The 21,655-nt window shown below is 69.9% G+C and carries 15 protein-coding genes and 1 pseudogene; 7 read left to right on the top strand and 9 right to left on the bottom strand.

Annotation, left to right across the window (positions count from 1 at the left end; all coding sequences use genetic code 11):
* Positions 1-9: 9 nt before the first annotated feature.
* Positions 10-780: pseudogene (locus tag BLU09_RS06840) on the bottom strand (IS701 family transposase); the annotation flags it as partial.
* A gap of 61 nt (positions 781-841) precedes the next feature.
* A complete protein-coding gene (locus tag BLU09_RS06835; RefSeq protein ID WP_090487308.1) occupies positions 842-2,851 on the bottom strand; it encodes an ankyrin repeat domain-containing protein in 2,010 nt (669 codons plus the stop codon).
* Positions 2,852-2,927: 76 nt separating this feature from the next.
* On the opposite strand from BLU09_RS06835, the gene BLU09_RS39835 reads away from it, so the two are divergent.
* Positions 2,928-3,050: a hypothetical protein gene (locus tag BLU09_RS39835; protein WP_261771068.1), complete on the top strand. Its 123-nt coding sequence runs from the start codon at positions 2,928-2,930 to the stop codon at positions 3,048-3,050.
* Positions 3,051-3,053: 3 nt separating this feature from the next.
* Here the strand turns inward: BLU09_RS39835 and BLU09_RS06830 are convergent, their stop codons facing one another.
* Together BLU09_RS06830 and BLU09_RS06825 are read right to left on the bottom strand one after the other, a co-directional pair.
* Positions 3,054-4,877 (bottom strand): ABC transporter ATP-binding protein, encoded by a 1,824-nt coding sequence (locus tag BLU09_RS06830; RefSeq protein ID WP_090487305.1) that lies wholly within the window; start codon positions 4,875-4,877, stop codon positions 3,054-3,056.
* Positions 4,878-4,949: 72 nt separating this feature from the next.
* Positions 4,950-6,029, bottom strand: coding sequence for a universal stress protein (locus BLU09_RS06825; RefSeq protein ID WP_090487302.1), 1,080 nt, complete (start codon positions 6,027-6,029; stop codon positions 4,950-4,952).
* A 352-nt stretch (positions 6,030-6,381) separates the two neighbouring features.
* Here BLU09_RS06825 and BLU09_RS38675 point away from each other — a divergent pair, with 352 nt between their 5' ends.
* A complete protein-coding gene (locus BLU09_RS38675; RefSeq protein ID WP_167371045.1) occupies positions 6,382-6,540 on the top strand; it encodes a hypothetical protein in 159 nt (52 codons plus the stop codon).
* 70 nt (positions 6,541-6,610) lie between these two features.
* On the opposite strand, the gene BLU09_RS06820 is transcribed toward BLU09_RS38675, so the two are convergent.
* The gene (locus tag BLU09_RS06820; RefSeq protein ID WP_244171487.1) at positions 6,611-10,519 is read right to left on the bottom strand and encodes a hypothetical protein; all 3,909 of its coding nucleotides are present in this window, start codon (positions 10,517-10,519) and stop codon (positions 6,611-6,613) included.
* Between the two features lie 277 nt (positions 10,520-10,796).
* A complete protein-coding gene (locus BLU09_RS06815) occupies positions 10,797-10,988 on the bottom strand; it encodes a CsbD family protein (RefSeq protein ID WP_090487297.1) in 192 nt (63 codons plus the stop codon).
* Positions 10,989-11,257: 269 nt separating this feature from the next.
* Between BLU09_RS06815 and BLU09_RS06810 the strand changes: the two genes are divergently transcribed.
* On the top strand, positions 11,258-13,033 hold the full coding sequence (locus tag BLU09_RS06810) for a methyl-accepting chemotaxis protein (protein WP_090487294.1): 1,776 nt from the start codon (positions 11,258-11,260) through the stop codon (positions 13,031-13,033).
* 46 nt (positions 13,034-13,079) lie between these two features.
* Here the strand turns inward: BLU09_RS06810 and BLU09_RS06805 are convergent, their stop codons facing one another.
* A complete protein-coding gene (locus BLU09_RS06805) occupies positions 13,080-13,934 on the bottom strand; it encodes a hypothetical protein (protein WP_244171486.1) in 855 nt (284 codons plus the stop codon).
* A 98-nt stretch (positions 13,935-14,032) separates the two neighbouring features.
* The gene (locus BLU09_RS06800; RefSeq protein WP_090487288.1) at positions 14,033-15,622 is read right to left on the bottom strand and encodes a phytoene desaturase family protein; all 1,590 of its coding nucleotides are present in this window, start codon (positions 15,620-15,622) and stop codon (positions 14,033-14,035) included.
* A 153-nt stretch (positions 15,623-15,775) separates the two neighbouring features.
* On the opposite strand from BLU09_RS06800, the gene BLU09_RS06795 reads away from it, so the two are divergent.
* The 4 genes from BLU09_RS06795 (at position 15,776) to BLU09_RS06780 (ending at position 21,035) form a co-directional block, all read left to right on the top strand.
* Complete coding sequence (locus BLU09_RS06795) at positions 15,776-17,551, top strand: CHASE domain-containing protein (RefSeq protein WP_167371044.1); 1,776 nt, start codon at positions 15,776-15,778, stop codon at positions 17,549-17,551.
* 255 nt (positions 17,552-17,806) lie between these two features.
* Positions 17,807-19,015, top strand: coding sequence for an MxcI protein (locus tag BLU09_RS06790; protein WP_090487285.1), 1,209 nt, complete (start codon positions 17,807-17,809; stop codon positions 19,013-19,015).
* Between the two features lie 90 nt (positions 19,016-19,105).
* Positions 19,106-19,729 (top strand): MXAN_6652 family MXYO-CTERM-anchored protein, encoded by a 624-nt coding sequence (locus BLU09_RS06785; protein WP_090487281.1) that lies wholly within the window; start codon positions 19,106-19,108, stop codon positions 19,727-19,729.
* A 145-nt stretch (positions 19,730-19,874) separates the two neighbouring features.
* Positions 19,875-21,035 (top strand): serine/threonine-protein kinase, encoded by a 1,161-nt coding sequence (locus tag BLU09_RS06780; RefSeq protein WP_244171485.1) that lies wholly within the window; start codon positions 19,875-19,877, stop codon positions 21,033-21,035.
* Between the two features lie 45 nt (positions 21,036-21,080).
* On the opposite strand, the gene BLU09_RS06775 is transcribed toward BLU09_RS06780, so the two are convergent.
* Entirely contained in the window at positions 21,081-21,449 is a 369-nt protein-coding gene (locus BLU09_RS06775) for a helix-turn-helix domain-containing protein (protein WP_090487278.1), read from the bottom strand.
* Positions 21,450-21,655: the final 206 nt, after the last annotated feature.

The following is a 21,655-nucleotide window of genomic DNA, read 5'->3' as shown; positions in this document are numbered from 1 at the left end:
CCCCGAGGAGGTGCGCGGGCGGCCGTTCTGGCCCAGCGCCCTCTGGGGCTGACGCGGCTTGGCACCGGGCGGCCACACCTTGTGCGTGCCCTGCACGCCCATCAAGTAGTGCAGGCCGCGCTCGCGCACGCCGTCGCGGAACTCCCGTGCATCGCCGTACCCAGCATCAGCCAGGACGAGGTGTCGGCGCACGCCCCACGCCAATGCGTCATCCAATTGGCTCAGCGCTATCTGCCACTTCTTTTGAAACTTCACTCCAGACGCGACACCGGCGGCCTTGCAGCGCTTCCTGCTGCGCGTCCACTCCTCAGGCAGGTACAGCTGCATGGCGATGCAGCCGCTGCCCTTCTCTCCAGCAACATGCAGGCTGACGGCCACCTGGCAGTTCTCCGTCCGCCCCAGGGTACCCGAGTACTGGCGCGCCACCCCCACCGAATGCACGCCCTTCTTCGGCAAGCCCGTGTCGTCAATGACGAGGGCCTCCAAGCCCGGTGGCTCGCACTCAAGCTGCCGCGCCAGGCGCCGCCGCATTTCGGAGTCGTCCCAAGCCGCGCCCGACACACACTGCTGAAGCCGCTGGCGCATGGCTTCTGTCTGTTCGGGTGCTTCGACGAGCCGGGCCGCCATGGGCTCGATGCTCTTGCGTTCTCCGTCGAGCAGCAGTCCAGTGAGGTAGCCGCCGAGAGCGCGACGTCTCTCGGTCCGGCCCATTCCCTCCGTCATCGAGTCCAGGAACTCGCTCAGCTCCCGGTCAAGCTTGCGTAACTGGGTAGGCGTCATGCTCCGTCAACACGGGGCGCCCGCGCCCGATTCATCTGACCGGGTAGTGCTAGGGCCGCGTCTACACCAGGATGGTCCCGACCTTGCGCAGCACGTTGAACAGCTTGTCCCGGTCCAACTCCGACTTCGCGAAGGCCTTCGCGACGAAGACCTCCTTGAGCGCCTCATCCGAGGCATCGAACTCACCGTTCTCGTAGTGGTGCTTCGCCTTCACCTTGGCCTGGATGTCGTGGTCGTCCGCGATGACCACGTCCGCCTTCAGCACGCCGCCGACGCGGAGCGACGCGTCGTTGCCGTGGCCCCACACCACCTGCGCTTCCAGGCCCTCGCCCACGACGACCTCGCCGTCCGTGTCCACACCGGTGGCGCGCAGCGTGCCGCCCACCACCAGCATCCCTTCCATTCCCGCGTTGCGCAGCACGCCTTCCACCGTGAGGTCTCCCGTCACGAGCAGCGGCCCATCGACGTGCACGTCGCCCTTCACCACGAGGTCCCCGCGCACGAAGCGCGGCAGCTTGGACAGACGAGGCGCCTTCTCCTCGGCCGGCAGCACGTCCCGCGCGAGCTGCACCACCGCCATGGCCGTCCAGGGGAGCTCGCCCTGGAGCGCGGCCGCGAGCTGGTCCCATGACGTGGCACCTTGCAGCGCGAGCCCCTTCAGGACCTGTTCGACGCCGTCCACGTTCTTGTCTTCGAAGTACCAGGCCTTGAGCAGCGTCTTGCGCTGACGCGCCAGCGCATCCAGCAGCGGCTGCACGTCCAACGCACCGGCCTTGCCCGAGGAAGCCTTGGCCCCCATGAGCTGGGCGAGGGACGCGTTCTTGTGCTCCAGCGCCTCCTGCGTGGGCGTCTGGCCGCTGCCATTCTTCAGCGAGACATCCGCCCCCGCCTTGAGCAGGACCTCGATGACGGGGCCTCGCTCCTTGAAGCGTGCGTGCTGATGCAGCGGCGTCCAGCCCTTGCCCGCATTGGGATTCGCTCCCGCGTCGATGAGCGCCTGGGCCACGTCGGCCTGACGCGCTTCAAAGAGCGCCGTCCGCCCTGACGCATCGAGCGCATCCACGGGCACGCCGCCTTTCGCCAGCGGGGCGATGCAGGACACGCTGCCGTGCTCGGCCGCGACATGCAGCGGCGTGGACTTGTTCGAATCGACGACGTCGGCGGCGACGCCCAGGCGGAGCAACTCCTTCACCAGCGCCGCGTCATCCACCATCGCGGCGAGGTGGAGCACGCTGTGCTTGCTGGAATCCCTCGCCTTCAGGTCCGCCCCCAACGCCACCAGGGCCAGCACCCGCCCCGTGCGGCTGTTCCCTTCGAAGCCAGGGCCGAAGAACGGCTTCGCATCCAGCCCCGCCGCCAGCAGGAGTCCGGCATCCAGGTCCTTGCCCTTCTTCCCCGCGGGGCGTGCCGCGGGCTTCTGCTTCCGCAGCCAGGCCAGGAAACCCTCATCGGAGTAGGCGCCCTCCAGCCCCTGGAAGTTGAGCGAGTCGTCATCGCCCATCACGCCCTGGGCACACATGCCAGGAAACGCCTCCACCTTGGCGAGCAACTCGCGGTAGCCCTGCTCCGGCTTGCCTTGCGTCAGTGCGCGCCACGCCTCGAGCCCGCGGCGTCCACGCTGGTGGTTCGCGAGTTCCCGAAGACTGTTGGCTTCGTTCAGCGCGGCCTCCGCGTCGTCGAGCTGCGCCACGGTCGGCTTGCGCCGCACCAGGTCCTCCGCCCACTGGCTCAGGGCCAGCGAACGTGCGCGATGGGCGAGCGTCAGCGCGCCGCCGGGCTTCGTCCCTCGCGTCAGCTCGAGGATGCGGTCGCGCAGCCGCCAGTGCTCGGCCTTCAACTCCTGCTCCCAACGGTGCGGCTCCATGCTCCGCGTCGGGTCCAAACACCAGCTCAGGGAGTGGAGTCCCAGCAGGTGCTCGGGCTCCGCCGCTACGACTTCGCGCAGCAACGGAATCGCCTGGTCCAGCTGCGGCGGCATCTCGTCCAGCAGACTGTCCGCCTTCTTCATCAACGCAGCGACATCGACCTTCTTCGGAGCTTGAGCACGCGACATGGCGGGAGAACCTGCCATGAGTCAGTGACATGGGCGCGCGAAACTCGCGGGCCGCGGAGCCCATCGCAATCCGAGAATTCTCACGCGCCAAGCAGTGGAGCAACTCGCCGAGGAGTCCCGACTCCTGGAACTGGAAACCCAGCGCCGGGAGGACGCCGAGCGCCAGCTCGCCGAGGCTCGGGCGGAAATCGCGCGCCTGCGTGGCGAGCGCGCCTGACGTTCAGTCCCGATAGCCGCGCGCCTGCAACCGGAACAGGTGCGCATAGCGCCCGTCCTTCGCCATCAGCTCGTCGTGGCTGCCCAGCTCGTCCACCTGCCCGTTGTGGAGCACGGCAATCTGGTCCGCCATCCGCACCGTGGAGAAGCGGTGCGAAATCACAATCGCAATCCGGTCCGCCGCCAGCGCCTGGAAGCGCTCGAACAGCGCGTGCTCCGCCTCCGCGTCGATGCTGGCCGTGGGCTCGTCCAGAATCAGCACCTCCGCGTCGTCTCGCATGAAGGCCCGCGCCACCGCCAGCTTCTGCCACTGGCCCGCCGACAGCTCCTGCCCCTTCTCGAACCAGCCGCCCAGCATCGTGTCGTATTGCTGTGGCAGCGCCGTAATCACACCGCTGGCCCCGCCCTCCTCGGCCGCTTTCTCGATGCGGGTCCGGTCCTCCAGCGCCGGCACGTGCCCCAGGCCGATGTTCTCCGCCACGTTGAACTGGTAGCGCACGAAGTCCTGGAACACCGCGCCGAAGCGGCTGCGCAGGTCCTCCACGTCCATGTCCTTCAGGTTGACGCCGCCGTAGAAGATGTCGCCGTCCACTGGCTCGTACAGGCGCAACAACAGCTTCACCAACGTGCTCTTCCCCGCTCCGTTCTCCCCCACCAGCGCCAGCTTCTGTCCCGGCTTCAGCGTCAGCGACACGTTCTTCAGCGCCCACGCCTCCTTCCCCGGATAACGGAAGGACACATCGCGCAGCTCGATGGCGCTGTCGTGCCCACGCGGCGGAGAGAGCGGCGGCAGCACCCGCGTCGCCTCGCCGCCGGTGGGGATGTCCAGGTACGCGAACAGGTTGCTCATGAAGAGCGCGTCCTCGTACATGGAGCCCACGCTGGTCAGGATGCCCTGGAACGCCGCCTGCCCCTGACGGAACACGCTCAGGTACAGCACCATGTCGCCCACGGTAATCGTCCCGCTCGCCGCGCGGCCCGCCACCAGCAGGTAGCAGCCATAGAAGGCGCCCAGTGAGAGGACGCCCAGCCCCAGGCCCCAGGCCATCCGCCGGAAGGCCAGCGCACGGTCCTCCGCGAAGAACTTCTGGAAGAGCGTGCGGTAGCGGCCCAGCACCAGCGGCCCCAACCCGAAGAGCTTCACCTCCTTCACGTGGCTGTCTCGCGTGAGAATCCACTCCAGGTAGTTCAGCTTGCGGCCCTCGGGCGCGCGCCACGAGTAGAGCCGGAAGCCCGCCATGGCCAGCCGCGCCTCGGCGATGAAGGCCGGCACTGACGCGGCCACCAGCACCACCACGCTCCACGGCGACAACGCCACCAACAACGCGGCGAAGGTGCCCAGGGTGATGGTGTTGCGGACGATGGAGAACGCCTGCGTCACCAGCGACAGCGGCCGGCTGTTCGCCTCGCGCCGCGCGTTCTGCATCTTGTCGTAGGTGGCCGAGTCCTCGAAGTGCTGCAACTCCAGCGCCAGCGCCTTCTGGAGGATGCGCTCATTGAGCAGGTTCCCCAGGTTGGCGCGAAGCAGCTCGCGCGTCAGCGTCAGCCCGCGGTCCACCACCGCCGAGCCCAGCATCAACCCGAACTCCAACCCCACCAGCCCGTACACCCGCGAGCGGGCCTCCACCGAGCCCTGCGCCGCCGCCACCACCGAGTCCACGATGAGCTTGCCCACCCAGGCGATGGCCGCCGGCAACAGCGCCGCCACCAGCGTCAGCGCGCCCAGCACCACCGCGCCGCGAGGGCTGGCCTGCCAGAAGAGCCGGAAGGTCCCCGGCAGCTGCTTGAAGAGACTGCCCGCGTTCTGGAAGCGGGCCTTGAGCGACACCGGGGCGGCAGGGGCTGTTGTAGGACGAGGAGACACGGTCCGCGTTCATAACGCGGAGCGCGCCCTCCTGCTTCAGGATGCGGGCGGAAGGTGACGCGACACCAACACGTCGCAGCCCGCGCGCGCCAGCACCTGCTCCGTCAGCGGCGTGCGCGCCTCCACGGCGGACATGGCCAGCGCCAGCAGGTCCGAGCCCCGCTCCAACGCCTCCGCCAGGATGCCCTCTTCGGCCGGCTCGCCGCAGCGCACCCTCACCTCCAACTCGCGGCCCGCCTCTCGGTAGGGCGCGAGGAAGCGACCAAGCGCCACCCGCGCCTGATACTCCCGCTCCTGCCGCAGCAGCAGCCACCGCTCAGCCGGCGCATGGGCGCGGCGCAGCTCCGCCTCCTGCGCTGCCGTGTCCACCACGTGCAGCACGTCCACCAGCGCGGGCGCCGGGCACAGGCGCAAGGTCAGCTCCAGCGCCCTGCGCGACTCGCGTGAGAAGTCCACCGCCACCAGGGGCCTGCCGTAGGGCCGGACCGGGTGCGGCACCACCACCAGCACGGAGACGCCCAGCTGGCGCACCATTCGCCGCACCGTCGAATCCTCGGCCAGCGCACGCACCGGGTACGTCACATGGGGACGCCCCAGCACCACCAACTCCGCGCCCGACATCCGCGCCACGGCCGACGCCACCTCCACCGAGTCCCCTCGCCCGAGTTCCTCGCGCACGTCGATGTCCACGCGGTTGCGCAGCCGCCTGCACACGGAGCTCACCGCCTTGCGCAGGCAGCGTGCACCCGACAGCGTCCCACCTGGCCCCTCCTGCCCGTCCAGGACGGGGGCCACGTGCAGCACGCAGAAGACGCTCCCGTGCGCCAGCGGAAGGCGCAGCGCGCGCGCCAGGGCGAACTCGGAGCGCAGCGAGAAATCCGTTCCCACCACCAAGCGCGACACGCCCCGCTGCCCCCGGGCGAGCCCTGGAGGGAGCAACGGCACTGCCGTCCTCGAAAGTTGTGACGGCCTCATCTCCATCCCTCCTTCCCTTCCACCCGACTCACCTTGTGAGTATGCGTGTAGCGGTGAAGGTGGCACCTTGCAGCCTCCCGGAGGCAGCCGGTCGCTCCATCGCTCCGTGGACGGCCGCACGGCGCCTGGCGTCATCCACACCTCGAAGATTCAGGCGTCGCGCGCCTGGCGCCACCGGGCTCGGCGTGTCGCAAAGTCCGCGACCGGGCAGGCCTCCAGAACAGGCCCACCTCTGCCCAGGGAACACTCCACGGGGGGCAGAGGTGCCAAGGCGCGGCTCCCTGAAAAATCTCCAGCAACCCGGCGGCCGTCCCCACCGAGAAGAAGGGAGAGCAGGCGTCCTTCACGAGGCTTGGCCTGCTTGGCATGTCCGAAGTCCGATAGAAGGTTCGAGCGAAGCACGGCCGATGCTTTGCAGAGGGGTCCGGGCGGGCAGCGGCAGGCGGGGTGGGTGGCGGGGTCGGGCGGAACGCTGAAGAAGGGGGAAGTGCCAATGCGCGGAGTCATCACCGGACGAGAGGTGGTCGCCAACCTGGGGCTCATCTACCGGGAGTTCGGGACGGGCTGCGTGCTGCGCTGCCTGTGGGTCATGCTGAGCGGGAAGACGACGACGTTCCTCGAGGTCGCGTGCCCGCCGGTGGCGAAGCGGTAGCAACGGCACGGGCCGCGGAGGAAGGTCCCCCGCGGCCCGCGCCACCTCAGGTCATGTCACCGCGTGAGCGTCACTGTGGGACGCTGAGCCGCAGCCGCAGCAGCGTCGGCTCCACCCAGGCGCTCGCCTCGGGACCGCCCGCCTCCGCCTGGGCATCCAGGGACGCGTCGATGGCGGCCTTCAGCCGGTCGGCACGCGTCGTCACCGCCGGGTGCAGGTCCGCCAGGATGTTGTGGGCCGGCGGCGCGTTCGTGGCGCTGAACAACATGTACATGTCCATCACGTCGTTCATCACCGGCGTGACTTCCACGTCCTGCAGCGTGTCGTGGCCCGACAGCACCGCGTCCTCGCCATACACCAGACCGCGCAGATACTCGTCGTGGTCCAGCGACAACGGCAGCGCCAGCGCCGTGTAGGCCTGCCACAGGAGCCGCGTGCCCGTCATCCGCTTCGCCTGGACCTGCAGCGCGTCTCCCGCCTGTCCCATGCGCGTGGCGATGCTGCCGTAGAACTGGCGCTGCTGGTCCTTCAGCGCCTCCACCACCCGGGTGCGGATGGCGGCGCGGAAGGCAGGGGCCGGGATGTAGTTGGACGGCGTGATGTCCTGCGAGACGGCGGACCAGCGCTTCGCCATCCACTCCTGGGGGTTGTGCTCGCTGTTCGGGTCGTAGGTGGGCCGATCCACCCCGCGCACCAGCGTGACGAATTCAGAGCCGCCGGTGAAGCGGTGCTCGTACACGCGCTCGGACTTCAACGCGGACGCCGCAGCGTCCCAGTAGGTGTAGCGGACGTACAGCGTGGACACCAGCCGGTACTTGCGCTCGTACATGCCCCCGAAGCCCGTGAAGACCTCCGAGTAGAGCTGCCAGCTCCCCTCGCCGCACAGGTCGATGGAGGCCTGGTCCACGTTCAGGTTGTCCGCGATGAGCAGCGGGCGCAGCACGTCGTGGTTCCAGCGGGCCGGGTCCACGCTGAGGGAGTCCGGCGCGCCGTCTCCGTTGTAGTCCCCCCACTCGCCGCCGCCGCAGGGGACGACGGGCTTCACATCCGGCTTCAGGTAGTGCGACGCCGGCTCCTGGTCCGGGCCTCCCCAAAGGTCGATGCCGTGCAGGTGGCGAGCAGGGCTGTGCCGCCAGTCGAGCTCCGCCTGCTCGATGAGCCACTTCAGCGACGCCCAGTCCCCCAGGTAGCGCGCGTGGATGCCGGCGAACAGCGGCTTGCCAATGTTGCGCAGCGCGGTGTCCAGCTGCGTGCCCGCGGTGATGAGGTTGCTGTGCCGGGTGGAGAGCATCTGCCCGCCGAGCGCCGGCTGCTCCTCGAAGAGCTGCGCGTAGGCCTCCGCGCCGGCCATCCAGTCCTTCGGGCTGGAGATGCGCTCGCCGCTCAGCATGGGGAGCGTCAACTGGGCAGGGAACTCACGCAGATAGTTGATGTTGTAGGAGAGCTTGTGGGTGGACAACTCGTCCGCGGGGCTGAAGTCCGGGTTGGAGCCGCGTCCGTCGATGCCCGCGAGGACGGTGGATTGATGCGCTTCCTCCGCGCCCCAGAAGGAGAACTGGCCCTCCGCCGTCGAGAAGTCCTCGTAGGGCATGGGCGTGGGGTGACGGTCGTCCCATTTCAGAGAGGACCAGACCGTGAACTTGAAGCCGTCGTCCTTCATGTCGGCGAAGTACTCGTACATGTTCTGGTCCACGCGGTTCAGCCCGGCGTGCAGCGAGTGCAAGGACGCCTGCACCTCCTCCACGTTCTGGTTCACCCGGCCCAGCTCCCAGTCCACCAGGTCGAAGCGGGCCTGCATGTCGCGGTGGATGTCATTGAGCTTGCGGTCCACCCGGTCGAAGCGGCTGAACAGCCGTGTCTGCATCTGCTCCACGAACTGATGGAGCTTGCGGAGCTCCTCGAGGATGATCTGCTCGATGGGCGGCTCGGCCGCCCCGCGCAACAGGGAGAAGAGCTGGAAGGCGGCGCCGATGATCTGCCCGGTGAAGATGGCGCCACTGACAATCTCGAAGCCCTTCACGCCCAGGTTGAGGAAGCTGGAGACCTTCTCCGCGATCTTGACGGAGCTCTCCGCGTACTTCGCCACCGCCTCCAGCGTCGTGTTCAGCGCGCTGGCGAACCTCACGATGTCCGCTGCGAACTGCGTCTCGCCGTCCTTCTTGAACAGCTCGGCCACCAGGCCCAGGCCGCCCGTCACGCCCTCGCGCACGCCGTTGAGCTGGTCCTTGAGATGGGTGCCCCGCGCCCTCGCCGCGTCGATGGCCGCCTGGAGCGCCGCCTCCTCGGACGTCGGCGTGCCGGACAGGGACGACTGGGCCGCGCCGCCCTCCGCCAGGGCCAGCGTCTGCCCCGGCTCCTTCAGCGCGATGGAGGCGCGGTACGCCTGCTCGGCGACGTTCAGGTCGTTGAACATGTCGGAGTACTGCTGCGCCGCGGACAGGCCCGCGGTGGACGCCGTCAAGATGAAGCCTCGCGCGTCCGCCTTCGTGCTCGACAGGCTCCCGTCGTTCGCCAGCCGGGGCAGCACGAAGGCCGCCAGGGGGCCCATGGGCCGGAGGGCCAGCATCTGCGCCGCGGTCTGCGAGGTCTGGACGCCCACGCCAGCGCCAATGCCACCGCCGTTCACCGCCGCCGCCAGCGCGACGTTGCCCTGGGCCAGGTCGTGCAGCCGCGACCAGGTCTCCTCGTTGAAGACCTCCACGTCCCCGTAGCGCTCCACCAGCGAGTGGGCGGTGACGAGCCCCCGCTCCATGTCCAAGCCATTGCGCATGCTGCCCAGCAGCGCCTGCGAATAGGCCCGCAGCGCCCTGCCCGCCGCCGTCGTCGTGGCCAGGTGCGGCTGGGCCCGCGCGAGGATGCGAATCATCGTCCGCACCCGCGGGCCGGAGCCGTCCTTCTCCGGGTTGAAGGGATAGACGTTCAACGCGGTGGAGACGGCGTTGAGCGCCGCCGTCAGCTCGGCCTGGGAGAGCGCCGGGTTGTCACGAGCCAGGAAGTACGCCACGCCCGCCTGGAGGTGCAGCCGGGGGTCCGTCCGGGACATGGCCACCGCCGCGTACACGCGCCGGTTCACCTCCTGCGCGGTCAGCGAGAAGGTGCCGCGGCACTCCGAGCACAGGACGGGCGCGTCATAGACGGGCGCGCCGCTGCTCCCGGAGGCCACCCACTGCGCCTGGGCCTGCGCTTGCACCTGCGCCAGGGTGGAGCTGGCGGGCGCCTGGCCCTCCACGAAGCCCGCGCCGCACTCCGCGTCCGGCGCCAGGCCGTGGCTGACATCACGGCAGGTGCCTTGGAGCTGCGCGCCGCTGCCAGGGCCGCAGAGGCCCGTCATCGTTCCGCACTGCGCCGCGTCGGTGACCCAGGCGCCGTTCACCTGGCACGTCTGGGGGTTGAGGCAGGCCACCGTGCAGGGCGACTCCACCGTGCCGCACTGCGGTCCCGTGCCCATGTGCGGCACCGGGTAGTTGGAGTAGGTGATGTAGCAATACTCCTCGCCCACGCCCGCCGCGGCGCGCTTGAGGGCTCCGCCTCCCGTGAGCATGGATTCCGAGGTCCCGCCCCCCGGGGGCCTGCCACCGATGTACCAGGTCCAGGTGATGCCCCCCCACGTGGACGCGGGCGCGTTGTCCATCATGTAGTTCTGGGCGCCGACCTCGCACGAGGCGTCGGGCCGCGTGCCCAACGGAAACACGGCCTGGTGCACGCCCAACGTGGAGCCGAAGTCCGCGTGCCGGCACGTGCCGTAGGACGTACACGTCTTCGGGCTCGTGTCCGCGCCACAGGCCGCGCTCGTCTGCCGCGCGTAACACTCCAGGCTGTAGGTGAAGCCGCCGGTACACATCCAGTCACCGGTCGCGATGTCCTCCGGCGTGCAGGCAAGGCCGTCCTCGGCGGTCCGGGTGACGACGGGCCCAGCGGGCGGCGGAGTGCCCTCGGGCGCGGGCTCACCGCACCCCCAGAGCGCCAGCGCGGCCACCACGCCCTGAAGCCAGCGTGGATGCCAGCCTCTGGCGGGCGCGCGTGCCCCGGGCGGACACACGTCTCCTCTCAACGACGAATTTCGCGACACATGCATGGAGCAGTTCCCCCCTCGTTCGGGTCTGCGACGGCCTGAAATGCCGTCCAGCACCGGATACGGAGGGAACGTGGAATCCTGGTCCTCACGCTGAAATGAAACGGGCCGCGAGGAAGGCTTCCTCACGGCCCGAATCATTCACATGCACATGCATGTACCCGGCAGGCGCCGGGCAGGACAGCTAGGGCTCGCCCCGGCGCGGCTTGTCGGAGTCGACCGCGTCCTTGATGGCGCGCTTGGCGTCCTCAATCTTGCCCTTGATGGCGCCCTTGGCGGCGTCACGCTTGCCCTCGGCCTCCAGCTCACGGTCGCCGCTCGCGACGCCGGCCACTTCCTTGACCTTGCCCTTGGCCTTGTCGGTCCACTCGCCCATGACGGGTCTCCTTTCACTACAGACAGCGCGTTCGAGTCAGAGTGTGGGCATTCCGGAAGAGCCGCGCAGGCACCCCAGGGCCCCCCGCCTGGACGGCAACCAGGTGCGATGAGCAGAGACTGGCAATTCGCGAATTCAATGCCAACCACTCTCTGGCAAGCACTGCATTTCCATACACGCTGGATGAGGCGGAACGGGACTGGACATTGACGGCGAGCAATTCGGGCCGCACGCTGGGGTGACTGCTACCCAGGAGCACCGCTTCCCCGATGGCCACCTCCTCGCTACCGACCCCTGGCGCCCTGCTACGCCGGCTCTACCTGCTGCGGTCTGTCGTCACCACGGTGGCCTTCACGCCCGCGGTCTACGTCGACATGCAGTTGCTCGACCTGTCGGGTGCGCGGGAGTTCAAGATTTTCCTGGGCATCATCACCCCGGTGGTGCTCGGCCTGTGCGCGGTGGTGCAGCCGCTGGTGGTGATGCCGTGGCTGATGAAGCGCGCCCTGAGCGCCCAGGGGACGACGCGGGTGGAGCGGCTCATTCGCATCCCCTCCAGCATCGCCTTCGTGGAGATGATGGTGTCGTGGACGCTGGGCGGCATCCTCTTCAACGGCGGCGCGGTGCTGCTCCTGGACCGGCCGGCGTCGGTGGTGATGGTGGGCGTGGCGGTGGCGGTGAGCGCGGGCCTCTTCAGCAGCCCGCTGGCGTACATGCTGTTCGAACGGGTGATGATGCCCACGGTGCTGGACGCCTATCAGCGCGCGCCCAGCACGAAGCCCGCGGGTGAGGGCTTCGCCACGCGCCAGCTCTGGCTGCTGCCCGCGATGGTGGTCTCCGCGCTGCTCATCACCTGTCTGGCCAGCATCGTCACGCTGCACCTGCGCCTGGAGCGCGGCATGGGCGCGCTGGCGGCGGACCTGGCGGCGCAGGGCGACACCGCGGCGGCCGAGCGCGTCCAGGCCACGGTGCGGCCGTTGGAGGCGGAGCTGGTGCAACCGGTGGTGGTGCTCGGCGGGTATGCCGCGCTGGGCTCCATCCTCACCGCGGCCTGGGCGGCCCGCCGGCTGGCCCGGGGGGCTCGCGCGGTGGGTGCGTCCCTGGAGGCCCTGGTGGAGGGCCGCGCCACGCCGCCACAGTGGGTCTCCTCGGATGAAGTGGGCGACCTGGCGGCGTCCACGTGGCAGCTGTACCAGCGGCTCCAGGAGATGCCGCGCTCGCTGCGCGCCTCCGCGGGGGACCTGGCCGACGCGGGCCAGCGGCTGTCACAGGCCAGCTCCCAGCAGAACCAGACGCTGTCGCGGCAGGCCGCGGCGCTGCACCAGGCGCGCGCCACGGCGCAGGAAATCCAGCAGGCGTCCCACGTCACACACTCGCGCGCCACCAGCATCCTCCAGGTGGCCGAGCGCGCCGCCGCCGTGGGCAAGCTGGGAGAGGAGTCCCTGGCCGGCACGGAGAAGGGACTCACCGTCATCCGCGACATCGCGGCCGGGCTGCACGAGCAGATGCTCGACCTGGAGCAGCGCGCCCGCGAGGTGGGCCGCGTGTCGGAGGTGGTGAAGTCGCTGGCGGACCAGTCCCACATGCTGGCCATCAACGCGGCGATTGAAGCCACGCGCGCGGGCGAGCACGGCAAGGGCTTTGGCGTGGTGGCGCGGCAGATGCGCGACCTGGCGGACCAGTCCGTCCGGGCCACCAACCAGGTGCGCGGCTTGCTGGAGAGCATGGCCGCGGCCACCCAGCAGGCCACGGCGATGTCGGACCAGGGCGCGGCGGGCGTGGCCGAGGCCCTGGAGCCGCTGCGACACAGCGGCGAACGGCTGCGCGAGCTGGCGGGACTGTCCAAGGAATCCGCGGCGGCGGTGCGGCAGATTACGGAGGCGGTGTCGCAGCAGCACGCGGGCGTGGACCAGCTCTTCGCGGCGGTGCGCGAGTTGGATGAGCTGACGACGGACACGCTGCGGCACCTGGACACCACGCAGCAGGCGGCCTCGGCCGTGAGCCACGCGACGGGACAGGTGTCGCAGCTGGCTGAACGCTACGTCTGATGCGGCGGCTCGCCCGTGCTCGCGCGCGGGCCACGGTGCCGCTGCCTCAGCCGTTGGAAGGCGCGTCGTCCTCCGCACGCGCGGCGAGCATGGGCGTCAGGCGCCCCTCCGAGCTCAGCACAGGCGTGCGCAGCAGCACGGCGAGCTGGCCCACGAGCACCGCCAGCCGCGTCAGCCGCTCCCGGGGCTCCTCGCCGCCCGCCTCGAAGCTGGCCGCGTCCAGGTAGGCGAGCTGCGCCGAGGCCCGTCCATGCAGCCCCGCCACCCGCTGCTCCTGCGCCGTCAGCCGCGCGCGCAGCGCCCCCAGGAACGCCGTCGTCCGGGCCAGCAGCGCGCAAGCCTCATCGAGCGCCCGCGCCCCCTCCTCCGGAGCGCTCCCCGCCAGGATGGCGCGGGCCGAGATGGCCGCGTACAGCGGCGTCCCATCCAGCACCACCGGCGGCGAATCCTCGTCCAGCCAGCCCCGGTCCAGCCACGCCAGCACGGACTCCAGCGCGGCGGGCACCTCGACCCCCGCGCCCAACAGGGGCCAGGTTCGCCGCGTCGCGCGGGACGGGGATTCGCGCAGGAGCGCGCGCAGCGCCTCCAGCGCCTCGGGCTCGAGCAGCTCGGCTTCCCGGACGTGCCCCCAGCGCTCCAGCCGCTCCAACAGCGCGCCGAAGGGCACCAGCACCTCCGCGTGCACCCGCGCCTGGAGCGCGCCGTAGGTGCCCACGCCGTCGCGGACCTGGAGACGGTCCGCCCGGAGCGCGGCCACGGCCCCGCGGTGCCGCTCACGCGCCTGGGCCAGCCGGGCATCATCGGGCGTGGTGACGCCCGTCTCCGTCAGCACCTTCCGCACACCCAGGCCCAGTGCCGTCAGCACCAGGCCACCCACCGCGAATGGGATGAAGAAGGGCATGCCTCGCAACTATGCCAGCTTCGCCCCCGTCCCGCCCGGCGGATGCGGGCGCCCCTTCCCCGCCTGCCGGGTGGGCGCGCCACCGGATGGCGCGGCGCTCACCCCGCGCGAGCCTGGGCGGGTGCCTCCGGCTCCAGCGGCGGCACATACGGCCAGCCCGGCAGCGGTCCCTTGCCCGCCTCGCGCGTCAGGTAGTCCGCCGCGATGTTCGCGCTCTCCATGATGGTCAGCAGGCCGCTTCCCGGATGCGTGCCCCCGCCCACGAAGTACAGCCCTTCGATGTCCCGGTTCTTCACCTTCGGCCGCAGCGGCCCCAACTGCAGCCACGTGTGAGACAGGTTGAACACCGCGCCCCGGAACACGTTGAAGTCGTCCCGCCACGTCTCCGCCGTGAAGTAGCGCTCCTCGCGGATGTGCTCGCGCACGCCCTTCAGCCCCACCTTCTCCAGCATGGCGGGGATGCGCTCGCGCAGCGCCTGCTCCGTCTTCGCCCAGTCCACCGGACGTCCCGTGTTCGGCGTGGGCACCAGCACGTACAACGTCGAATGGCCCGCCGGCGCGCCGGACGGGTCCGTCACGCCCGGATTGCACACGTAGAAGGGCGGGTCCTCCAGGTCGACGTGCCGGTCCTCCAGCGCGTCACGGTCCGTGCGCCGCGCGGACTCCGACAGGTAGATGAGATGGTGCGGCAGGTCGGCGTACACCGTGTCCAGGCCGTAGTACGCCATGAACGTGCTGCACGAATACTTCGCCCGCTCCAGCGCCGCGTCCGTCAGTCGCGAGCCTTCCCGCGCCTCCGCCGGAATCAGCGACCGCGCCGCGTAGGCCAGGTCCGCGTTCACCACCACCGCGTCCGCGTCCAGCACCTCGCCGCCCACGAGCTTCACGCCCACCGCGCGGCCCGCGTCCACGCGCACCTTCTCCACCGGCGTGCCCATGCGGAAGGTGGCGCCCAGGTCCCGCGCGCAGCGCATCATGCCGCGCGACAGCTCGCGGAAGCCGCCCTCCACGTGCCAGACGCCGAAGGCCAGCTCCAGGAAGGGAATCACGCTGAACACCGACGAGCACGTCGTGGGGTGCAGGCCCAGGTACTTGGACGGGTACGCCAGGGCGTACGTCACCCGGTCATCGTGGAAGAAGCCGTCCAGTTGCCGGTACAGGGTCTGCCAGGGCTTGAAGCGCAGCGTGGGCGCCAGCCGCCACGGCGCGTAGTAGCCCAGGTTGTCCGCGGAGGTGCAGATGAACTTCTCGTAGGCGATGCCGTACTTCTCCCGCCCGTCCTCCATCCATTGGCGCAGCGCGGACGCCTGCCGCGGGCCGAACTTCGCCAGCTCCGCCTCCATGCGGTCCAGGTGCCGGGTGGTGTCCAGGTGCGTGCCGTCCCAGAAGTGCACCCGCGTGTTGACGTCCAGCGGGAGCAGCTTGACGTAGTCCTCCAGCCGCCGGCCCGCGCGCCGGAATATCTGCTCCAGCACGCCCGGTAGCTGGAGGATGGAGGGCCCGGTGTCCACCGCGTACTCGCCCGACGCGCCCAGCGTCAGCCCCTTCATCCGCCCCCCGGGCACCGCGTCCTTCTCCACCACGGTGACCCGGAAGCCCTGCCCCGCCAGGTTGATGGCGGCCGACAAGCCCCCCGGTCCCGCACCCACGACGATGACGTGCCGCACGCTGCCTCCCTCGCTTGCCATGACCTACCGGATGCCAAGGCCCTCCGGTACCCAGGTGAACGGAATCTCACCCACTCATTCACCTGGCGAACGCGCGAACCGGCCAGGACGTTACAAGAGCACCGTCCGGCACTGGCCCCCGGGCGGACGCCATTCCAGCCTTCTTCGGCCACCGTGCCACCGCACTCCTCCTCCCACCTGCGCCGCAACGCCGCCGCCTACTGCGTGCTCCTGGTGGGGCTGCTCCTCACCGCCGCGTCGGCGGCCTATGTGCAGCAGAGCATCCACGAGCGCCGCCTGCACCGCTTCGACGGCGCGGTCCACGACGGGGTGCTGAGCCTCCTGCAGCGCCTGGAGCTGAACCAGTCCCTGCTCCAGGGGGTGCATGGACTGTTCACCGGCAGCCGCTTCGTGACCCGGGACGAGTTCGACGCCTACCTGGAGAGCCTGGAGCTGAACCGCAGCTTCCCGGGGATGGAGGGCATTGGCTTCACGCGGTGGATTTGGCCGAAGGACGTGGCCCGGTACGACGCGAAGGTCCGAAGCGGGCAGGAGTCAGGCCATCCCGTGTGGCCCCCGGGCCCACGCGAGGCCTACACCGCCATCATCATGATGAACCCGCTGGACGCGCGCACGCAGCGGGGCCTGGGCTTCGACATGCTCACCGAGCCCCACCGCCGGGCAGCGATGCTGCGCGCGCTGGGCACGAGGCGTCAGGCCGCCACCCACAAGGTGCGGCTCATCCAAGGCTGGGAGGACGCCGCGGGCCGCGTGGGCATCGTCATCTTCATCCCCGTGTACACCCGCACGGGGGCCCTCCCGCCCCCTGCGCCCCCCACCGAAAACCTGCGCGGCTTCGTCTACCTCCCCCTCGCCATGGAGGACCTGATGAGCGAGCTGCGCTTCATCGGCTTCCAGGAGACCATCGACCTGGAGGTGTACGACGGGCCGGAGGTCCGCGACGACGCGCTCCTCTACGCGTCCAGCCTCCCGGCATCGCGGGGGGTCCCCGTCTTCCAGCAGGACGTGAAGATACCCGTGGCCGGCCAGACCTGGACGCTGCGCTTCAACGCGCGCCAGTCCTTCATCGCCGCCAGCACCACCGAGCAGCATGGCACCGTCGTAGGCGCCGGGCTGATGGTGACGCTGCTGCTGTTCTTCATCACCCGCTCGCAAGTCCGCGCCCGGACCGCGGCCGAGGCCGCCAACACGGAGCAACAGCGGCTGACCGGCGAGGCCCGCGACGCCGTCCAGGTGCGCGACGACTTCCTCAGCATCGCCGCGCACGAGCTGCGCACGCCCCTCACCAACCTCAAGCTCCAGCTCCAGCTGCTGTACCGCCAGCTTCGCGGCGAGGAGCCCCTGGACGTGGAGAAGCTCGCGCAGCGGGTGCAGTCCTGCGAGCGTCAGACTTCGCGCCTGGCGACCCTGGTGGACAGCCTGCTCGATGTGTCCCGCCTGGCGCGCGGCCACATGGAGCTGAACCTGGAGCCCGTGGACCTGGACGAACTGGTGCGCGAGGCCGTCCGCCGCTTCGAAACGGAAGCCAGGACAGCGGGGGTCCAGGTGACGGTGGACTCGCCGGCCCCCGTGACGGGCCAGTGGGACCGGATGCGGCTGGAGCAGGTGCTCACCAACCTGCTGTCCAACGCGCTCAAATACGGCCACGGAGCCCCCGTGGACGTGCGCGTGCGCTCGGATGAAACACAGGCGCTGGTGGAGGTGGAGGACCACGGCATCGGCCTTCCGGCGGAGGACGCGCAGCGCATCTTCGGCCGCTTCGAACGCGCCGTCTCCAGCCGCCACTATGGCGGGCTGGGCCTGGGCCTCTTCATCACCCGCCAGCTCGTGGAGGCCCTGGGAGGCCACATCAGCGTGGCCAGCACCCCGGGCCAGGGCGCCACGTTCACCGTCGTGCTGCCCTTGAGCGGCCCACGGGCCGTGGCTTGACGCTCCCTGCCTTGCGGGGAAGCACGGCAAAGCCCTTCAATGACAGGCAGGGGGAGGAATCCGGGACGCGCGCAACGTGCTCAACCGCCACGGACACCACCGCTGAGCCTCGCGGGCCTCCCGCCTGCTTCTTGACTTTTCATGAATTCCGCCTAAACAGCTCCTGAAATTGAGAATGCGTATCGTTTTCACTCAGACCCATAACTCGGCTCCGGGTGAAACGGCGCCCACTCCACTTCCAGGAAGGCCGTCTTCATGAAGCATCTGTTTGCCCGCTCGGGTTTCCGACTCTCCGCCGCTGCGCTCGCGCTGTCCCTGCTGGGCGGCTGCGACGACTCCGGCGACGACTACACCGGCCCGCTGTACGCCATCACCACGCAGGACCTCAACGCCGACCCGGCGGCGAGCTACGTGGTGGTGACGCGTGAGGCGGAGCAGACCGCGCAGCTGTCGCTGGACGGCGCCATCAAGGTGTCCGGCCGTGCGCTGGGCGTGGGCATCCGCAAGTCGGGCCAGGTCTACGTGGTGTCGGACGACAGCCCCGTCGTGACGCGCTACTCGCTCACCGAGGAGGGCGGTCTGGAGCAGTCGGGCACGGTGAGCTTCGCCAGCCTGGGCGTGATGTCGCTGGGCGAGTACCAGGCGAACTTCCAGTTCGTGTCGGCGACGAAGGCGTACTTCTTCGACGGCATCACCGCGCAGGCGGTCATCTGGAACCCCACAGAGATGACCGTCACTGGCAACATCGCGCTGGACGACCTGAAGCTCGAAGGCACGGAGATGGCCTTCTCGGGCTCGGTCGTCTCGGACAACGGGCAGCTCATCATTCCCGTGGGCTGGCGCCCCGTGGCCGGCGTGGGCATCACCCCGAGAACGGGCGTGGTGGCCGTCGACACGGCGACGGACACGGCGACCCTCGTCACGGATGAGCGATGCGGCTACGCACACGACGCCGTGCTCGCCCCCGACCGCAAGGTCTACGTCGCGACGGAGGCCTACGGCGCGGCGGTGCACCGGGTGTCGGCCGACGCGGCGCCGGAGCCGTGCCTGCTGCGGTTCGACCCGCAGACGCGGACCTTCGACGCCGGCTTCCACCGCTCGCTGTCGGAGCTCGTGGGCGGCGGCACCGCGGGCTCGCTCGTCCCCGGCCCGTCGGGCACGGCGTACCTGCGCGTGCTCGATGAGAGCGTCGCCCCGGTGCAGGAGGGCACGCACCCCCGCAGCATCGCGAGCGGCGCCGGCTGGCAGTGGTGGGCGCTGAATCTCAACACGCTGACGGCGACGCGGAACACCCAGTTCCCGGCCACCTCGGGCAGCAGCTTCCTCTTCCACACCGAGAACCAGACGCTCTACACCGAGTTCGGCGCGGGCTCCGCGTCCACGACGCTGCACGTGCTGGGCGACAACGGGCGGCCCACGCTGACGACGCAGGGCCTGTCCTTCTCCCTGCTCCAGCTGCGCTAGGCACCGACGCCAGCGGAAGTCCCCGGGGCTCCGCTCACGCGGGGCCCCGGCTGTAGCACCACCTGGTTTCACCCATCTCCTGGAGAGTCCATGCGTCTTCCGTTCCGCATCGCGGGCGTCGTCGTCGTGTCATCGCTGTGGTCCATCCCCGCCTTCGCCACCAGCACGGGCGTCACCGGCCAGACGGGCAAGACAGGCCCCACGTGCAGCACCTGCCACCAGGGCGGGGAGCTCCCTACCGTCGCGTTGGAAGGGCCCGCCACGCTCGCGCCGGGCGCCACCGGCCAGTACACCTTCATCATCCGGGGTGGCCCCGCCAGGACGGGCGGCGTGGGCATCGCCGTGGACAGCACGGAGGCCACGCTCCAACCCGGTGAGGGCATGAAGAAGCTCGGCGCCGAGCTGACCCACTCGCAGCCCCAGCCCTTCGCGAACAACGAGCTGCGCTTCAACTTCAGCCTCGTCGCCCCCGCGACGGACGTCACCCTCACCCTCTTCGGCGCTGGCAACTCCTCCAACGCGGACCTCCATACCGACGGAGACCGGGCCGCCGCCACGAAGCTGAGCGTGAAGGTGGGTCAGGGCACGCCGGGCGCGGCCCCGGATGACAAGGGCGAGGAGAGCGGAGGTTGCGCCGCCGCGGGCAGCGCGCCGCTGTGGGCCCTGCTGATGGCCGCCTCACCCCTGGCCCTGCTGCGCCGCCGCCGGAGCTGAGACACCCCGCCACGCGCTCCCGGGGATGAGGTCCACGCCTCATCCACCGTGGAGGTGAAGCTGCGCCATGCCCCATGCGCTTCTTCACTCGACTCCAATCTCCATATAAACTGTAGAGGTTTACAAATCAAATCCGGGAGTCGCCGTGCCCACCCACCCCACGCAGCCCCGCCTCCACCCGATGACCGAGGAGGAGCGGGCCCTGGCGCATCCAGCGCGAGGGCCGACCCTCTTCCAGGTCGCGGGAACGCGGTACATCTATGTCAGCACCTTAGACGCACGTCCCAACGGCGAGGTCCTCATGCTGGCCGAGCGGCAGGAGCGCCACGGCCCGAGCGGCCCGGTCCTCATCCGGCGCGTGCGCTCGCCCGCCACGTCCAGGCGCAGGCATCGGTTGGTGGAAGAGGTCCAGCGGGCCTACCGGCTGAACCACCCGGCCATCGCCAAGGTCCTCCTGCTCACCGTCAAGTCAGGCCAACCGTACGTCATCATGGAGTACGTGGACGGCCCCACCCTGGACGGCGTGTTGAGCCTGATGGCCCTGCGGCGCCAGCCAGTCTCCACGTCCTTCGCACTGTACGTGGGCGCGGAGGTCGCCGACGCGCTGGCCTATGCGCACCGGCTGGCGGATGACCACGGGGCGCGGCTCGGGCTGATTCACAGGGACGTGAGCCCGCGCAACGTGAGCGTGGGCCTGGGCGGGGAGGTGAAGCTGACGCACTTCGGCGCGGCCTATACCCACCTTGGCGTGCGCGAGGAGACCCAGGCCAGCCTGCGCAAGGCAGATGCCGCCTACACCTCGCCGGAGTACCTGGAGTGCCTGCCATTGACTCCCGCGGCGGACCTCTTCTCGCTGGGACTCGTCCTGCTGGAGCTGGCCACGGGACGCCACCTCTTCCATGCCGCCCTGGAAAGGCTGGCGGAGCCTCCTCCATGGCGGCCGTGGCCTCCCGTGGAGGACGAGGAGGAGGAACCCTCGCTGCCGCTCATGCTTTTGATGATGTGGATGGACACCTACACGCCAGACGACGTGGAGAAAGCGACCGCGGGTCTGCCCGAGGGCTTCCGGAGCGTGCTGAGGAAGGCCCTCCGCCAACCCGCCGCTGAGCGCTACACCACGGCGGAGGACATGCGAGACGCGCTACGGGAGTGCCTCGTCCAGGTTCGGGAGGCCGGCGACGGTCGCCCCTATGGCCGCAAGGAAGCCGCCGAGGAGCTCTCCCGCCTCATCACCGAGGCCCGCCAACCGCGACGAGGCGAAGCCTGGCGACGCGCGGTTCTCTTCCTCCGGGCTGGAGGCCCATGAGCTCGGAGCGGCCACTCCCGCCGTGACGACGGAGCCCTGACACCCCTATCGGGTCAGCGCGCGGGCCATCGTGACGAGCGCCTCCAGCTTCGGCTCGTCCAGCTCACGCGCCAACGTCACCAGCCGGCGCAGCAGCGGCGGCTCCTTCTCCAGCTCACGCCGCTCGTCCTTGCCGGGCCGGGCCAGCCCCAGCAGCTCATCCGTGGAGATGCGGAGGACCATGCTGAGGCGGCGCAGCATGCCCGCGCTAGGGACCATCTTTCCGCGCTCCACCCGGCTGTAGACCATGGGGTGCATATCCACCAAGGCCGCCACCTCGACCTGCGTCAACCCCAGGCGCGCACGCGCCTCACGCGCCGCCTTTCCCACCATCATTCCCAGTTGTTCGTCCATACGCGGGAGAACGTAGCGCATCCGGAGGGGATGGCTGGGGTGGAAGCGACGGCGAGGCGAAGGGCAAGACTCTACCTTTGGGGTTTTGGAGAAGATAAATTCACGCTTCCGCTCCGTGGCCCGTCTTACATCCATTCCGCCACGCCCCGTCCCTCCAGAGACAAGCCCCATGCGACAGGGAAGCGATGACCTTGACAGGAGGGGCGCGCGGCGGAGCGAGCCCCCAG

It is taken from the genome of Myxococcus virescens, from assembly GCF_900101905.1.
GTDB classification, from domain to species: domain Bacteria; phylum Myxococcota; class Myxococcia; order Myxococcales; family Myxococcaceae; genus Myxococcus; species Myxococcus virescens.
The sequence above is the reverse complement of the archived record's forward strand: the minus strand, read 5'-3'. Positions and strand labels throughout refer to the sequence as shown.

Coding starts and splice junctions, on each gene's coding strand:
- BLU09_RS06815 (WP_090487297.1), bottom strand. CDS start 10,988: ATGGGCGAGTGGACCGACAAGGCCAAGGGCAAGGTCAAGGAAGTGGCC.
- BLU09_RS06835 (WP_090487308.1), bottom strand. CDS start 2,851: ATGGCAGGTTCTCCCGCCATGTCGCGTGCTCAAGCTCCGAAGAAGGTC.
- BLU09_RS06775 (WP_090487278.1), bottom strand. CDS start 21,449: ATGCGCTACGTTCTCCCGCGTATGGACGAACAACTGGGAATGATGGTG.
- BLU09_RS06800 (WP_090487288.1), bottom strand. CDS start 15,622: ATGGCAAGCGAGGGAGGCAGCGTGCGGCACGTCATCGTCGTGGGTGCG.
- BLU09_RS06785 (WP_090487281.1), top strand. CDS start 19,106: ATGCGTCTTCCGTTCCGCATCGCGGGCGTCGTCGTCGTGTCATCGCTG.
- BLU09_RS38675 (WP_167371045.1), top strand. CDS start 6,382: ATGCGCGGAGTCATCACCGGACGAGAGGTGGTCGCCAACCTGGGGCTC.
- BLU09_RS06805 (WP_244171486.1), bottom strand. CDS start 13,934: ATGCCCTTCTTCATCCCATTCGCGGTGGGTGGCCTGGTGCTGACGGCA.
- BLU09_RS06790 (WP_090487285.1), top strand. CDS start 17,807: ATGAAGCATCTGTTTGCCCGCTCGGGTTTCCGACTCTCCGCCGCTGCG.
- BLU09_RS06810 (WP_090487294.1), top strand. CDS start 11,258: ATGGCCACCTCCTCGCTACCGACCCCTGGCGCCCTGCTACGCCGGCTC.